A 13,035-nucleotide genomic window follows, 5' to 3' on the forward strand; every position below is an offset into this window, starting at 1 on the left:
TACGCTCCTCGACGACCTCGCCGCTGCGCAGCGGGTTGAGCGGGGTCTCCGACATCAGCATGCCGTCACGCTCGAACACCCGACGCTGGTGGGCGTAGTAGATGTTGGGGATCTCGATCTCCTCGCGGCGGATGTAGTCCCACACATCCAGCTCGGTCCAGTTCGAGATCGGGAAGATCCGCATGTGCTCGCCCTCGTGCAGACGCCCGTTGTACAGGCTCCACAGCTCGGGACGCTGCATCTTGGGGTCCCACTGCCCGAACTCGTCGCGGTGGGAGTACACGCGCTCCTTGGCGCGCGCCTTCTCCTCGTCGCGGCGGCCGCCACCGAAGGCGGCGGTGAAGCCGTTCTCCTCGATCGCGTTGAGCAGCGTCGGGGTCTGCAGGCGGTTGCGCGACGTCTTGCCGTCGTCGATCACGATGCCGCGGGCGATCGCGTCGTCGATCGAGGCAACCACGAGCTTCACGCCGAGGCGCTCCACCCACCGGTCACGGGTCTCCATCACCTCGGGGAAGTCGAGCCCGTTGTCGATCTGCAGGATCGGGAACGGGATCTTCGCGGGGAAGAACGCCTTCTCCGCGAGGCGGAGCATGACGATCGAGTCCTTGCCGCCCGAGAACATGAGAACAGGCTTCTCGAACTCGGCCGCGACCTCACGGAAGATGTGGATCGACTCGGCCTCGAGCTGGTCGAGCTGGGACAGCCGGTAGTCGGCGTGTGTTTGGGTCATGACAGTGCGGATGCCTCTCTAGGAATGGCAGCCCACATCGTAGCGTCGGGGGCAGGTACCGCCGATTCGTGGACAACAGGTGAGTGGGACCAGTCACAACCGCCCGTCTGGAGGACACTGGACGCATGTCCCCCGTACGCCCGCACCGTCCGGCGCAACCCCGCCGATGCCTCGTCGCCGGTACGGCCGCGCTCCTCTCCGCGGGCGCGCTCGTGCTGGCCGGCTGCAGCGGCGTCACCGAGGTCGGGCCCGTCGAGGAGGGCGGCCTGCCGACCACCAGCACGCCCACCCCCACCGTCGAGCCCGTGGAGCTCGAGGTCGACCCCGCCGTACGGACCCGCGTGCTGCCGCGGCTCGCCGCCCACGGCTCCACGCCGCAGGCCGCCGACCGCGCCGCCTGGGTCGTCGAGGTCACCGACCCCGCCCTGCGCAAGAACCGGACCGTGGAGCTCGAGGTCCGTGGCAACGGGCGCTGGAGCGTCGTCGACACCGCCACCAGCCGCAAGGGCGCCGCCACGCTCACCACCACCCGCGCGGGGCGCCTCCGCGTCGTGGTCGACCGCGAGGCCGGGCGCGTCGGGCGGGCGGTCGACACCAGCAGCGCGCCGGCGGTCAGCCTCACCGACGAGTTCGACACCTGGGACCGCGCGCTGTGGCAGACCCGCGCGCAGGGGTACGCCGGCGCCCGCATGTGCTCGCGCTCCGACGACGCCGCCGTCGAGGCCCGCGGCGGGGTGATCCGGCTGAGCGTGCTCGACGACCCCGGCGCCGGCATGTGCACCGTCGACGGCAGGGCGCACGCGTACCGGCTCAACGCCCACATCGGCACCGAGGGGCGCTACGCCTTCACCCACGGCTTCGCCGCCGCCCGCGTGAAGTTCCAGCCGCGGCAGGGGCAGCACGGCGCGTTCTGGCTGCAGACGCCCTGGATCGGTTTCGGGCCCGCCTCGACCACCGGCGCCGAGATCGACGTCATGGAGTACTTCGGGGACAGCGCGGCCCACGGCGGCCTGGCCAGCTTCGTCTACTGGTACGCCCAGCAGGGCCAGCCCGCCACCAAGATCGGCGACTGGGTCAAGAACCACCAGCAGCTCGGCAGCAACTGGTCCTCGGAGTACCACGTGTTCTCCGTCGAGTGGACGCCCGAGGAGTACGTCTTCCGCGTCGACGACACGATCGCCTGGCGCACGAGTGAGGGCGTCTCCAACGTGCCCGAGTTCCTCGTCCTCAGCCTGCTCTCCTCGGACTACGAGCTGAAGGAGATCAACGACGCCCGGCTGCCGCAGACGATGCAGGTCGACTGGGTACGCACCTGGGTGACCGGGAGTCAGCAGGGGACCTACCTGGGCTGACGCCTCCTGCGCGCGTCTACGAGGCGGGCGACTCCAGGATCATCGTGATCGGCCCGTCGTTGACCGACGCCACCGCCATGTCCGCCCCGAACACCCCGCGCGCCACCGTGGCCCCGAGGCGCTCCAGCTCGGCGCACATCGCCTCGTACAGCGGCTCGCTCACCGGACCCGGCGCGGCCGCCTGCCACGTCGGACGCCGGCCCTTGCGCGCGTCGCCGTACAGGGTGAACTGACTGACCACGAGCACCGGCGCACCCACGTCGGAGGCGGACCTCTCCTCGCGCAGCAGCCGCAGGTCCCACACCTTCCGCGCGATCCAGCTGACATGGGCGGGGCCGTCGTCGTGCGTCACGCCGAGGTACACCAGGAGGCCCGGCCCCTCGATCGCGCCGACGACCTCGCCGGCCACCGTCACCGACGCACCCTGAACCCTCTGGACAACCGCTCGCATGGTGCAAGGATGCCGACCATGTCCCTGTTGATCACCGTCGCCCCCACCGGGGCCGAGACCGCCAAGGCCGACTGCCCGCAGCTCCCCACCACCCCCGAGGAGATCGCGCGCACCGCAGCAGAGTGCGAGGCCGCCGGCGCCGCCATGATCCACCTGCACGTACGCGACCACGCCCACGCGCCCACCCTCGACGGGTCGCTGCTCAAGGAGTGGGTCGCCGCCGTGCGCGAGTCGTCGAACCTCGTCGTCCAGCTCTCCACCGGCGGGTCCGTCCACGACCCCCTCGAGGAGCGGATGAAGGTCCTCGACGCCGGGCCCGACTCGTGCAGCCTCACGATGGGCACCACCAACTTCGGCGACGACGTGTTCATGAACCCGTGGCCGTTCGTCGCCGACCTCTACCAGCTCGCCCAGGAGCGCGGCGTCGCGCCGGAGTTCGAGCTGTTCGACCTCGGGCAGGTGCACGCCCTGGGCCGCCTCATCCGTACGTACGGCCTGCCGGCCGGCGGCAAGGCGCACGTCGACTTCGTGATGGGCGTGCCCGGCGGCATGCCCGGTACCGCGCCCGCGCTGGTCGCCGGAGTGCAGGGCCTGCCGAGCGAGGTCACGTCGTGGTCGGCGACCGGTATCGGACGTACGACGCTCCCCGTCGCGCTCGCCTCGCTGTCGATGGGCGGCCACCTGCGCGTCGGCATGGAGGACGTGCTCACCATCAGCAAGGGCGTCCCGGTCGAGTCCAACGCCCAGCTGGTGGCGCGCGCCGTGGAGCTGGGACGGCTCGCGCAGCGCGAGCCGATGACGCCCGCCGGCTGCCGGGAGCTGCTGGGTCTCGCCTGAGGCCCGTGCGAAGCAGCGTCAGCGGCGCCCGTGCGCGTCATACGAACCGAGGTGGGTGCGGGTTGCGTCATACGGGGCGCCTGTGGCGACGCCTCGCGTCAGGCAGACCCGCACCTATAGGTGCCGAATCGCATGACGCGCGGGGGTGCCGGAGCGCGTACGCATGACGCAGGCCCCAGCGCAGCGCGTACCGATGACGGACCGCGGGGCTCAGCCCGAGGCGCCGCCCTCGCGACCCCTGCCGACCTTCTTCATCCCGACCAGCCCGGGCTCGTACGCCGGGTCCTCGAGCTGCGCGATCGTCGGGGTGCCGAACATCGGCAGCCCCTCGGTCTTGCGGATGAAGCCCCACACGAACGGCAGCACCACCAGCACGAACAGGCCGACGCCGGCGATCAGCATCGGGTGCGTCTCGTCCTCGCCGGCCCCCAGCGGCGCCCAGCCGGCCTTGTCGAGCAGCGCGATGCTCGACATTGTCAGGACCACCACGATGCCGCGGCGGATCCACGACTGCGGGACGTTCGGGGCGATCTTCGACCCGAGCAGGGTGCCGGGCACCGAGCCGATCAGCAGCGGGATCAGCAGGCCCCAGTCGAGGCCGTGCAGCGCGATGTTGGAGACCGCGGCGGCCAGCACCAGCGGCACCGCCTGCACCAGGTCCGTGCCGACCAGGCGCACCGCGCTCAGGCCGGGGTACAGCATCAGCAGCGCGATCATGATGACCGAGCCGGAGCCGACGCTGGTGATGCCGACCAGCAGGCCGCCGACGGCGCCGACCAGCAGCGTCGGGACCGGGCGTACGACCGGGTCCGCGTCGGCGGTCTCACCGCTGCGGCGGACGCGGCGCAGGTTGAGGTACAGCCGGGCCGCGTACGTCGCCGCGGCCAGGATCAGCGCGAAGCCGATCCACAGCTTCAGCGTCGTGTCGATCTCCTCCGGCGGTACGAACCACGCGACCAGGTGCGGCCCGACCAGCGCCATCGGGATGGAGCCGATCATCAGCCACTTCGCCAGCCCCATGTGCGGGGAGCCCTCACGCTTGTGGACCAGCGCGCCGCCCGTCTTGTAGACCGCCGCGGCCGTCAGGTCCGCCGTCACCACCGACGCCGTCTCGCCGACGCCGAGGAAGATCAGCGCCGGCGTCATCAGCGCGCCGCCGCCCATCCCGGTGAGCCCGACGACGATGCCGACCACGAAGCCCGCGACCACGATCGACAGTGCGGTCAGCGTCAGCAGATCGGCCATGCGCTACTCCTCTAAGGCAAGCAATCAGATCGAGAACCCGAAGATTGTCCACCAAGAGTGGCGTCAAGTGACAGCCGGTGCCAATCAACGTGATTGGTCCAGCCTGTCACGGAGTGCGAACCTGGCCCGCCGACCACGCCGCGCGACCTGCAGGTCCCGACCCGCGGCAGGAGTCAGTCGACGAGCGCGGGCACGATCGTGCGCAGCAGCGCGTCGATCCGTACGGCCGCCGTCGCCGCCGCCTCGGGGCCCCGGCGGTACGGGTCGCTGATGTCCTGCTCGGAGGTCGGTGCGATCCGCTTGCGGCCCACGGCCTGGACCAGCGCGGCACCGCGCAGGTCGGGGTTTGCCTCCACGCCGGCCGCGAACTGGCCGACGGTGAAGACCTTCCGCACGAACTGCGGGCTCTCCTCGAGGATCCGCGTGCGGTGCTCCCGCTCGGCGGTCAGCACCAGGTCGACCTGCGACAGGATCGCCGGCGTCAGCGGGCGGCTGCGGAACGCGTCCGCCGCCCCCGGCGGCAGCGTGCCCGCCATCGTCTCGTCCATGGCGTGGTCGCTGAATCCCATGGTCCCGGCGCTCGAGAACGTCACCGGCGAACCCTCACCGGCCAGCGCGCGCGCCTGGATCTCCAGGTACGGCGACCGGCAGATGTTGGCGGTGCACACCATCAGCACGGACAGGGACATCAGGCCTCCCGGAGGTCGAGGTGGCCGGTCGCGGCCAGTGCGTCGATCACATCCCCGAGAGCGTCCTCGATCGTACGGCCCGTGGTGTCCACGCGTACGGAGAAGTCCTCGGGTGTTTCGTACGGCGAGGAGATGCCGGTGAACTCGGGGATCTCGCCGGCCCGCGCCTTGGCGTACAGGCCCTTGCGGTCGCGACGCTCGCACTCCTCGACCGGCGTCGCGACGTGGACGAGGAAGAACGCGCCGCCGGCCTCGTCAACCATCGCGCGCACCTCCTTGCGGGTGGCGTCGAACGGCGCGATCGGGCTGCACACCGCCAGGCCGCCGTGGCGGGAGATCTCCGCGGCCACCCAGCCGATGCGGCGGATGTTGGTCTCGCGGTCCTCCTTGGAGAACGACAGCCCCTTGCTCAGGTTGCGGCGCACCACGTCCCCGTCGAGGGAGGTCAGCGTCCGCAGGCCCTGCTCGAGCACCTTGTCCATCAGCGCCTGCGCGAGCGTCGACTTGCCGCTGCCGGAGAGCCCGGTGAAGAAGATGACCAGACCCTGGTCGGCGGGGGCCGGCTGGTCGGCGTCGATGACCGCGGCGACGTTCTCGGGGTACTCGACCTCGTCGGCGTCCGCGCCGCTCAGCGCGTGCACCGCGTCGTCGCCCGCGTACGTCGCCACCACGGCCACGCCGAGCGCGTGGTCGGCGTCCGCGTCGTCGTGCGCGGCCAGCGGCACCACGACCACCGCGGCGTCGTCGAGCTCCGCAGCAGCCAGCAGGGTCGCGCGGACCAGGGCCACGCGGGAGAGCTCGGGCGTGCCGGTGCCGGTCAGGGCCAGCAGGAGGACCGGGCCGAGGGCGGCCAGCTCGTCGAGGTCGGCCACCGACAGTGGGCCGGTGACGGGGACGACGGTACGGCCGGCGTACTGCTCGCGGACCTGCGCGGGCGTCAGGTGCAGGCGGCGGAACGGCCCGAACTGGGCGTGCGTGAGCGCCTCGACCGCGCCGGTCGCGGGCGTGTACGTCGCCAGCGGCAGCCCTTCGGGGTCGACCAGCTCGACGGTGGCGGCGTCTGCGATCCCGGTCGGCAGGGTCAGGGTGACCACGCTGCCGGGCTCGTTGAACGCCGTCACCGGGGCGTACGCGCCGGTGGTCAGGAGCTCCAGGTCGTCGAGCTCGCGGGGCGTGGGGCAGTGCTGGGGAGTCTGGGACACGGCGTCATCTTGTCAGAGGGCGCTGACAAGACCGACGCCCGAGGACGGACGGGCCGGCTCAGCGTTCGGACGCCTCCTTGTGGCGACGCAACGCCTCCACCCGCTCCTCCGCGTGGTCGACGACGGGGGCGGGATAGCCCGGGGCGCCGCCGTGCTTCCACGGCTCGTGCGCCGCCCTGCCCGGCAGGTCCGCCAGCTCCGGCACCCAGCGCCGTACGTACTCACCGTCGGGGTCGAAGCGCAGCCCCTGGGTGACCGGGTTGAAGACGCGGAAGTAGGGAGACGCGTCCGTCCCCGTGCCGGCCACCCACTGCCAGCCGTGGTTGTTGGACGCGACGTCGCCGTCGGCCAGGTGCTCCAGGAAGTGCCGCGCGCCGTGGGGCCACCACACGTGCAGGTCCTTGGTGAGAAACGACGCGGTCACCATCCGCACCCGGTTGTGCATCCACCCCTCCGCGAGCAGCTGCCGCATCCCGGCGTCGACCAGGGGAAAGCCCGTGCGCCCCTCGCGCCATGCGTCGAACGTCGCGTCCGGCTCGTCGTACGCGAGCCCGGCCAGCGTCGGACGAAGGTCCTGCCAGGCGCTGCGAGGCGCGTGGTGCAGCACGTCGGCGTAGAAATCGCGCCACCCCAGCTCGGTCCGGAACCGTCGGGCCGCCTCGTCGTGGCGGCCCACCAGGTCGCGCAGCAGGGTCAGCGGGTGCAGGGCTCCGAGACGCAGGTACGCGGAGAGGCGCGAGGTCCCGTCGACTGCGGCCAGGTCGCGGTCGGTGTCGTACGCGTCGAGCGGGCCGTCGAGGAACTCCCTCCACCGCTCCAGCCCCGCTGCGGTGCCCGCCGGAGGTAGGCCGGCCGTGCAGGCGGCGTCGGCCGCGGCGAGCTGTTCCCGAGCCCGGTCGTGGCTCGCGGCGACCGCCACCTCGAACGAGGTCGGGGTGGAGTCCGCGGGGGACCAGTCGTGGTCCAGCCACAGCTTCGACCACGGCGTGAAGACCTTGTACGGCGTCCCCGCCCCGTTCAGCAGCGTGCCCGGGGCCACCGCGTACGGCGACCCGGCTGGGCGCCCCTCGACGCCCACCTCCCGCAGGGCGACCGCGACCCGGTGGTCGCGCGCCACGCCCCACGGCGCGAACTCGCGCGTCAGGTGCACGCGCGTCGCGCCCACCTCGGCCACCAGCGCCGGCAGCACCTCGGCGGGGTCGCCCACCCGTACGCACAACCCGCCGTCGAGCTCCTCGTCGAGAGCCAGGAGGGTCCGGGCCAACCACGCCCGCCGCACGGGGCCGACGCGCTCCCACAGGACCGGGTCCAGGACGAAGACGGGCAGCACCGGACCGCGCTCAGCCGCCGCCGTCAGCGCAGGGTGCTCACCCACCCGCAGGTCACGGCGAAGCCAGAGGATCTCGACCATCCCCGGAGCGTAACGGGGCCGGCCGAGCCGACCGGAGGACGCTTTACACCCCTTGATCGGCATGTGAGGGTCGTGGAATGAGGGGGCCCGTGGAGGAGTTGCGTCGGTTCGCCCGCGCCTCGATGGTCGACCCCGTCCCGCAGGTCCACGCCGAGTCGTCGCGGCAGCTGCTCCGGCGCCGCGTCGTCGTGGCCGCCACCTTCGTCATCGGTGCGTCCGTGCTCACCTGGGCGTTGCGGATCCAGCCGGGCGACCCCCTCTTCTATGGCGCCACGTTGCTGCTGGCCGTCGTGTGGACGGTCGGCGCGTTCGCCTCCGGGCCGATGCACCTGGGGCGCGCGTGGACCCGTGCGGGCGGCACCGCCCGGCCCGGCGTGCAGGGGCTGGCCCTCGGGGTCCTCATGGTGGCGGTCTTCGTCGTGGGCGGGCTCGCCGTGGCGCAGGTTCCCGTCCTGCGCACGCCCGTCCTTGCCCTGCTCGACCACGCCTCGGCCGGCTCGCTGCCGCTCGTGGCCCTGCTGACCGCGCTCAACTCGGTCGCCGAGGAGCTCTACTTCCGCGGCGCCGTGTACGCGGCCATCCCGCGCCGCGCCGCCGTGTGGGCCACGACCGTCCTCTACACGCTGACGGTGGTCGGCGCCGGGGTGCCGCTGCTGCTCGTCGCGGCCGCCGCACTGGGCCTGGTCACCGCGCTCCAGCGCCGCGTCACCGGCGGCATCTTGGGGCCCGTCGTCACGCACCTCGTGTTCTCCCTCGGGATGCTCCTGGTGCTGCCACCCGTCCTCCACGTAGGGAGCTGAGATGACCACACTCGTCACCGGTGCCACCGGGTACGTCGGCGGGAAGCTCGTACCCGAGCTCCTGCGCCGGGGCCACGACGTCCGCGTCCTGACCCGTTCCGCCGCCTCGCTCACCTCGAGCGACTGGGGCGATCGCGTCGAGGTCGTCGAGGGCGACGCCACGAGCGGGTCCGACCTGGACCGGGCGCTGGCCGGCGTACGGACCGCGTACTACCTGCTGCACTCCATGGATGGGCACGGCGACTTCGCCGAGCGGGACCGGCGGATGGCGGAGGGGTTCGCGCGTGCCACCGCCCGGGCCGGGGTGGACCAGCTCGTCTACCTCAGCGGCCTGCACCCCGACGGGGAGCTGTCGCCGCACCTGGCCTCGCGCGTCGAGGTCGGCGAGATCTTCCTGCGCGGTCCCGTGCCGGCCGCCGTCCTGCAGGCCGGCGTCGTCCTCGGTGCCGGCTCCGCGTCGTACGAGATGCTGCGCCACCTCACCGAGCGGCTGCCCGCGATGGTCGCTCCCAAGTGGCTCAAGAACCGGATCCAGCCGGTCGCCGTCGACGACGTCGTCCACTACCTCGCGTCGGTCCCCGACCTCCCCGAACCCGTGGACCGCACCTTCGACGTCGGCGGCCCCAACGTGCTCACGTACGCGCAGATGCTGCGCGGGTACGCCCGCACCGCCGGGCTGTGGCCCCGCCTCGTCGTGACCGTCCCCGTCCTCACGCCCGGGCTGGCCAGTCACTGGGTCGGGCTGGTCACGCCCGTGCCGGCGGGCGTTGCGAAGCCTCTGGTGGGCAGCCTCGCCCACGACGCGGTCTGCGACGAGTCCGACCTCCTGGAGCTCGTGGGGCCGCCCCCGGGCGGACGCACCGGGTACGAGGAGGCACTGCGCCGCGCCCTGACCGAGTACGACCCCCTCGACTGGAGCCGGACCCTGCGGCGCACGGCCGGTGCCGTCGCGCTCACAGCGGTGGTCGGCGGGCTCGCCACGGACCCGGGCTCCCGCTGGTACCAAGCGCTGCGCAAGCCCGCCTGGCAGCCGCCTGCGGAGGCGTTCCCCGTCGTCTGGACCGCCTTGTACGCGGGGATCGCGGTCGCCGGGGCCGCCGCGCAGACAGAGCTCCCCGAGGGCCGCCGCCGCTTCGCCGGGGCGCTGGGCGCCAACCTCGTCCTCAACGCCGCCTGGAGCGTTGTCTTCTTCCGGCTGCACCGGCCGACGGCCGCCACCGGTGTCGCGGTGGCACTGGCGGCCTCGTCGGCCGACCTGGCGCGCCGTGCCGCGCCAACCGGCCGCGGCAAGGTCGCCGGGCTGGGTGCGTACGCCGCGTGGAGCGGCTTCGCCAGCGTGTTGTCGGGGTGGATCGCGCGCGCCAACCCGGAGGGCGGGAGGGGCCGCGCCCCGACCTCGTCGCCGCGGCGACGCAGGATGGGCGCATGACCTCCGCAGAACCGCTGCCCGTCCTCGTCGAGATCGTCCGTTCCGGTGTGGTGGAGGGTCACCACCGCGGCGCCGTGGTCGCGCTCGCGGGCGACGGGAGCGTCGACTGGGCGGTGGGCGACGCCGACCGGGTGATCCTGCCGCGCTCGTGCAACAAGCCGGTGCAGGCCGCCGTGATGGTGGGGCTGGGCCTCGACCTGCCCGACGACCTGCTCGCGCTGGCGAGCGCGTCGCACTCCGGCGAGCCGTTCCACGTCGACGGGGTGCGCCGCATCCTGGCTGGTGCCGGCCTGGACGAGTCGGCCCTGCGTACGCCCGAGGACTGGCCGTGGGAGGACCGGGTCAAGCACGACCTGGTGCGTGCCGGGGGAGCGCCTTCGCGGATCCTGATGAACTGCTCGGGCAAGCACGCCGCCATGCTCGCCACCTGCGTGGTCAACGGCTGGGACACCGGCACGTACCTCGACCCGGCCCACCCGCTGCAGCAGGCGATCGCGGCCGGCTTCACCGAGTACACCGGCGAGCCGACCACCGTCGCCATCGACGGGTGCGGTGCGCCCCTGCTGTCCACCTCGCTCGCGGGTCTGGCCCGGGCGTTCGCCCGGCTGGCCTCGGCCACCGACGGGCCGGCTGCTCGCGTGGGCGCGGCGATCCGGGCGTACCCGGAGTTCGTCTCCGGCACCCAGCGCGACGAGCGGGTCCTGCACGGCGCCGTGCCGGGACTCGTCGGCAAGTTCGGCGCGGAGGCGGTGTACGCCGTGGGCCTGCCCGACGGGCGCGCCTGGGCGCTCAAGATCGACGACGGGTCCGACCGGGCGCGGCCGATCGTGATGGCGGCGGCGCTCGAGCGCTCGGGTCTCCTGGCCGAGGAGGGTGTCGACGCGGCGGTGGTCCGGTCCACCGGGCGTCACGACCTGACTGGCGGCGGTGTCGTCGTGGGGGAGATCCGCGCGGTCATCTGAGCGTGAACCGGGGTTCTTGTTAGCGCATTCGTACGCAGGAATCCCCGTCCCACGCGGGATGTGAGGCGACTCACCCCTCCAATTGTTTGCAAAGTGCTAACAAGTGTTAGCACACTGGAGACGTGGCCAAGGAGAAGCACGACAAGAGCTCGATCGCCCCGATCAACCCGATCGCGATGGTCGGCACTCTTGGCGACTACCTCAAGGAGCAGCGGCTCGCGTCGCGGCTCTCGTTGCGCCAGCTCGCAGACCAAGTCGGTGTCTCGAACCCCTACCTCAGCCAGATCGAGCGGGGACTGCGCCGTCCGTCGGCAGAAGTGATGCAGCAGTTGTCCAAGGCGCTGCGCATCTCCGCCGAACAGCTCTACATCAGGGCCGGGGTCGTCGACCCCGACGTCGAGAAGGTCGGTTCCGTGGAGCTGGCCGTCCTCGCCGACCCGGTCCTCACGGAGCGGCAGAAGCACTCCCTGCTCGACATCTACCAGTCCTTCGTCGCCGTCAACCGCCCCGACCAGGCCGGCGACGACGGCGACCAGGGCTGACCCACACACTCCCGGCCGACCGGTCGGAACCACAGAAGGAGAGAACGATGGCCAAGGCCAAGTTCGACATCAAGACCGAGGCGATCAAGCCCGTCTTCGCCTATGTCGGTGTGACCGACCTCGCCGTGGAGAAGGTCCGCGACGTGGTGGGAGACGTGACCAAGAAGGTCACGGCCGTCCAGAAGGACGTGGAGACCCGCGTCGCAGGCGTCACCAAGGCCGCCAAGGAGCCCAAGGAGCTCCGTACGCTCGCCGTGACCTCCGTCAACGCCGGCGTCGAGGCGATCACCAAGGACGCCAAGACCCGCCGCGAGGCCATCGAGGCCCGCGTCGCCGAGCTCCAGGCCGAGGCCAAGGCTGCACCGGCCAAGGTCCAGACCCTGCTCGGTGACAACGTCGCCACCGTCTCGGCCGCGTACGCCGACCTGGTCGAGCGCGGCGAGTCCCTCGTGGGCCGCATCCGCCGCCAGGAGTCCACCCAGGCTGCGGTGAAGTCCGCCAAGACCACCGTCACCAAGGCCAAGACCACCGCGACGCAGGCCAAGAAGGCCGTCGCCGCCAAGGCCGACGAGGTCGAGGCGAAGGTCGAGAAGGCCACCGACGAGGTCGAGGCCAAGGTCGAGGCCCAGGTCGAGGCCGTCGTCGAGAAGGTCACCGAGACCGTCGACGCCGCCAAGAAGGCCGCCACCAAGAAGGCACCGGCCAAGACGGCTGCCAAGAAGCCGGCCGCCAAGAAGGCCCCGGCCAAGAAGCCGGCCGCCAAGAAGCCGACCACCGCCGCCGCCAAGAAGGCTGCCGTCGCGGAGTCGAGCGCCAAGGCGACCGTCACCGCCGCCAAGAAGGCTGCCGCGTCCGCCGCCGACGCGGTGACCGAGGCCGCCAAGAAGATCGGCGACTGAAGAGAAGTCCCCGGCGCCCAGCAGGACCAACTGACCTTGTTCTGAGGCGGTCCGGCCCCGGTGCCACCCCCTCGTGACCCCCGTCCGTCAGGGCGGGGGTCACGTGCGTTCCCCTGTCCGGCGAGGAGATGGCCTCTAGGCTGTGCGTGTGTGGTTGATTCAGATGCACTGGGACGTCATGTCGTTGATCGCCCTCGCCCTCCTCGTGGTCAAGGTGGTCGCGCTCGTCAGCGCGGTCGCCTACTCCGCCGAGGCGTACGCGGCGGCCGACAAGCTGACCAAGACCACCTGGTGCGTCATCCTCGGCGTGGGGCTCGCGATCGACGTCCTGCTGGGCTGGGGGATCCTCGCCATCGTCGCCACCGTCGCCGCCTTCGTCTACCTCGCTGACGTACGACCTGCGCTGCGCGAGGTCACGGCCCACGGACGCTGAGCACGCGCCGTCGGACGGTTGGAGCCGACGGGGAGAATGTGGCAGGGGTCACT

At 72.1% G+C, this 13,035-nt stretch carries 14 protein-coding genes; 8 read left to right on the plus strand and 6 right to left on the minus strand.

Features of this window, described 5'->3' with window-relative positions:
• A partial coding sequence (gene cysD, locus ACI379_RS06505) for a sulfate adenylyltransferase subunit CysD (protein WP_439791263.1) occupies positions 1 to 730 on the minus strand: 730 nt, incomplete at its 3' end.
• A gap of 125 nt (positions 731 to 855) precedes the next feature.
• On the opposite strand from cysD, the gene ACI379_RS06510 reads away from it, so the two are divergent.
• On the plus strand, positions 856 to 2,082 hold the full coding sequence (locus ACI379_RS06510; protein ID WP_439791264.1) for a glycoside hydrolase family 16 protein: 1,227 nt from the start codon (positions 856 to 858) through the stop codon (positions 2,080 to 2,082).
• Between the two features lie 16 nt (positions 2,083 to 2,098).
• Here ACI379_RS06510 and dtd read toward each other — a convergent pair whose 3' ends face one another.
• On the minus strand, positions 2,099 to 2,533 hold the full coding sequence (gene dtd / locus ACI379_RS06515) for a D-aminoacyl-tRNA deacylase (protein WP_439791265.1): 435 nt from the start codon (positions 2,531 to 2,533) through the stop codon (positions 2,099 to 2,101).
• A gap of 18 nt (positions 2,534 to 2,551) precedes the next feature.
• Between dtd and ACI379_RS06520 the strand changes: the two genes are divergently transcribed.
• Positions 2,552 to 3,370, plus strand: coding sequence for a 3-keto-5-aminohexanoate cleavage protein (locus ACI379_RS06520; RefSeq protein ID WP_439791266.1), 819 nt, complete (start codon positions 2,552 to 2,554; stop codon positions 3,368 to 3,370).
• A gap of 210 nt (positions 3,371 to 3,580) precedes the next feature.
• Here the strand turns inward: ACI379_RS06520 and ACI379_RS06525 are convergent, their stop codons facing one another.
• The 4 genes from ACI379_RS06525 to ACI379_RS06540 form a co-directional block, all read right to left on the minus strand.
• Positions 3,581 to 4,615, minus strand: coding sequence for a sulfite exporter TauE/SafE family protein (locus ACI379_RS06525; RefSeq protein WP_439791267.1), 1,035 nt, complete (start codon positions 4,613 to 4,615; stop codon positions 3,581 to 3,583).
• A 173-nt stretch (positions 4,616 to 4,788) separates the two neighbouring features.
• Positions 4,789 to 5,304 carry a hypothetical protein gene (locus ACI379_RS06530; RefSeq protein ID WP_439791268.1) on the minus strand — a complete coding sequence of 172 codons (516 nt, stop codon included), beginning with the start codon at positions 5,302 to 5,304 and terminating at the stop codon, positions 4,789 to 4,791.
• Positions 5,304 to 6,506 carry an adenylyl-sulfate kinase gene (gene cysC, locus ACI379_RS06535; protein WP_439791269.1) on the minus strand — a complete coding sequence of 401 codons (1,203 nt, stop codon included), beginning with the start codon at positions 6,504 to 6,506 and terminating at the stop codon, positions 5,304 to 5,306. Before cysC ends, ACI379_RS06530 begins: the two co-directional genes overlap by 1 nt.
• 58 nt (positions 6,507 to 6,564) lie before the next feature.
• Positions 6,565 to 7,917: a cryptochrome/photolyase family protein gene (locus ACI379_RS06540; protein WP_439791270.1), complete on the minus strand. Its 1,353-nt coding sequence runs from the start codon at positions 7,915 to 7,917 to the stop codon at positions 6,565 to 6,567.
• A gap of 89 nt (positions 7,918 to 8,006) precedes the next feature.
• Between ACI379_RS06540 and ACI379_RS06545 the strand changes: the two genes are divergently transcribed.
• The 6 genes from ACI379_RS06545 (at position 8,007) to ACI379_RS06570 (ending at position 12,982) form a co-directional block, all read left to right on the plus strand.
• Positions 8,007 to 8,717, plus strand: a complete 711-nt coding sequence (locus ACI379_RS06545; protein ID WP_439791271.1) for a CPBP family glutamic-type intramembrane protease — start codon at positions 8,007 to 8,009, stop codon at positions 8,715 to 8,717.
• A 1-nt stretch (position 8,718) separates the two neighbouring features.
• On the plus strand, positions 8,719 to 10,146 hold the full coding sequence (locus tag ACI379_RS06550; RefSeq protein WP_439791272.1) for a tryptophan-rich sensory protein: 1,428 nt from the start codon (positions 8,719 to 8,721) through the stop codon (positions 10,144 to 10,146).
• The gene (locus tag ACI379_RS06555; protein ID WP_439791273.1) at positions 10,143 to 11,108 is read left to right on the plus strand and encodes an asparaginase; all 966 of its coding nucleotides are present in this window, start codon (positions 10,143 to 10,145) and stop codon (positions 11,106 to 11,108) included. The genes ACI379_RS06550 and ACI379_RS06555 overlap by 4 nt, the downstream gene beginning before the upstream one ends.
• Positions 11,109 to 11,230: 122 nt before the next feature.
• The gene (locus tag ACI379_RS06560; protein WP_439791274.1) at positions 11,231 to 11,650 is read left to right on the plus strand and encodes a helix-turn-helix domain-containing protein; all 420 of its coding nucleotides are present in this window, start codon (positions 11,231 to 11,233) and stop codon (positions 11,648 to 11,650) included.
• A gap of 47 nt (positions 11,651 to 11,697) precedes the next feature.
• Positions 11,698 to 12,549: a hypothetical protein gene (locus ACI379_RS06565; protein WP_439791275.1), complete on the plus strand. Its 852-nt coding sequence runs from the start codon at positions 11,698 to 11,700 to the stop codon at positions 12,547 to 12,549.
• A 148-nt stretch (positions 12,550 to 12,697) separates the two neighbouring features.
• A complete protein-coding gene (locus ACI379_RS06570; RefSeq protein ID WP_439791276.1) occupies positions 12,698 to 12,982 on the plus strand; it encodes a DUF2516 family protein in 285 nt (94 codons plus the stop codon).
• Positions 12,983 to 13,035 lie beyond the last annotated feature (53 nt).

This window comes from Nocardioides sp. (genome assembly GCF_051876515.1).
Taxonomy (GTDB): domain Bacteria; phylum Actinomycetota; class Actinomycetes; order Propionibacteriales; family Nocardioidaceae; genus Nocardioides.

Bases quoted from the DNA above. Each gene is read 5' to 3' on its own strand.
- ACI379_RS06540 (WP_439791270.1), bottom strand. From the start codon at position 7,917: ATGGTCGAGATCCTCTGGCTTCGCCGTGACCTGCGGGTGGGTGAGCAC.
- ACI379_RS06565 (WP_439791275.1), top strand. From the start codon at position 11,698: ATGGCCAAGGCCAAGTTCGACATCAAGACCGAGGCGATCAAGCCCGTC.
- ACI379_RS06510 (WP_439791264.1), top strand. From the start codon at position 856: ATGTCCCCCGTACGCCCGCACCGTCCGGCGCAACCCCGCCGATGCCTC.
- ACI379_RS06550 (WP_439791272.1), top strand. From the start codon at position 8,719: ATGACCACACTCGTCACCGGTGCCACCGGGTACGTCGGCGGGAAGCTC.
- ACI379_RS06555 (WP_439791273.1), top strand. From the start codon at position 10,143: ATGACCTCCGCAGAACCGCTGCCCGTCCTCGTCGAGATCGTCCGTTCC.
- dtd (WP_439791265.1), bottom strand. From the start codon at position 2,533: ATGCGAGCGGTTGTCCAGAGGGTTCAGGGTGCGTCGGTGACGGTGGCC.
- ACI379_RS06520 (WP_439791266.1), top strand. From the start codon at position 2,552: ATGTCCCTGTTGATCACCGTCGCCCCCACCGGGGCCGAGACCGCCAAG.
- ACI379_RS06525 (WP_439791267.1), bottom strand. From the start codon at position 4,615: ATGGCCGATCTGCTGACGCTGACCGCACTGTCGATCGTGGTCGCGGGC.
- ACI379_RS06530 (WP_439791268.1), bottom strand. From the start codon at position 5,304: ATGTCCCTGTCCGTGCTGATGGTGTGCACCGCCAACATCTGCCGGTCG.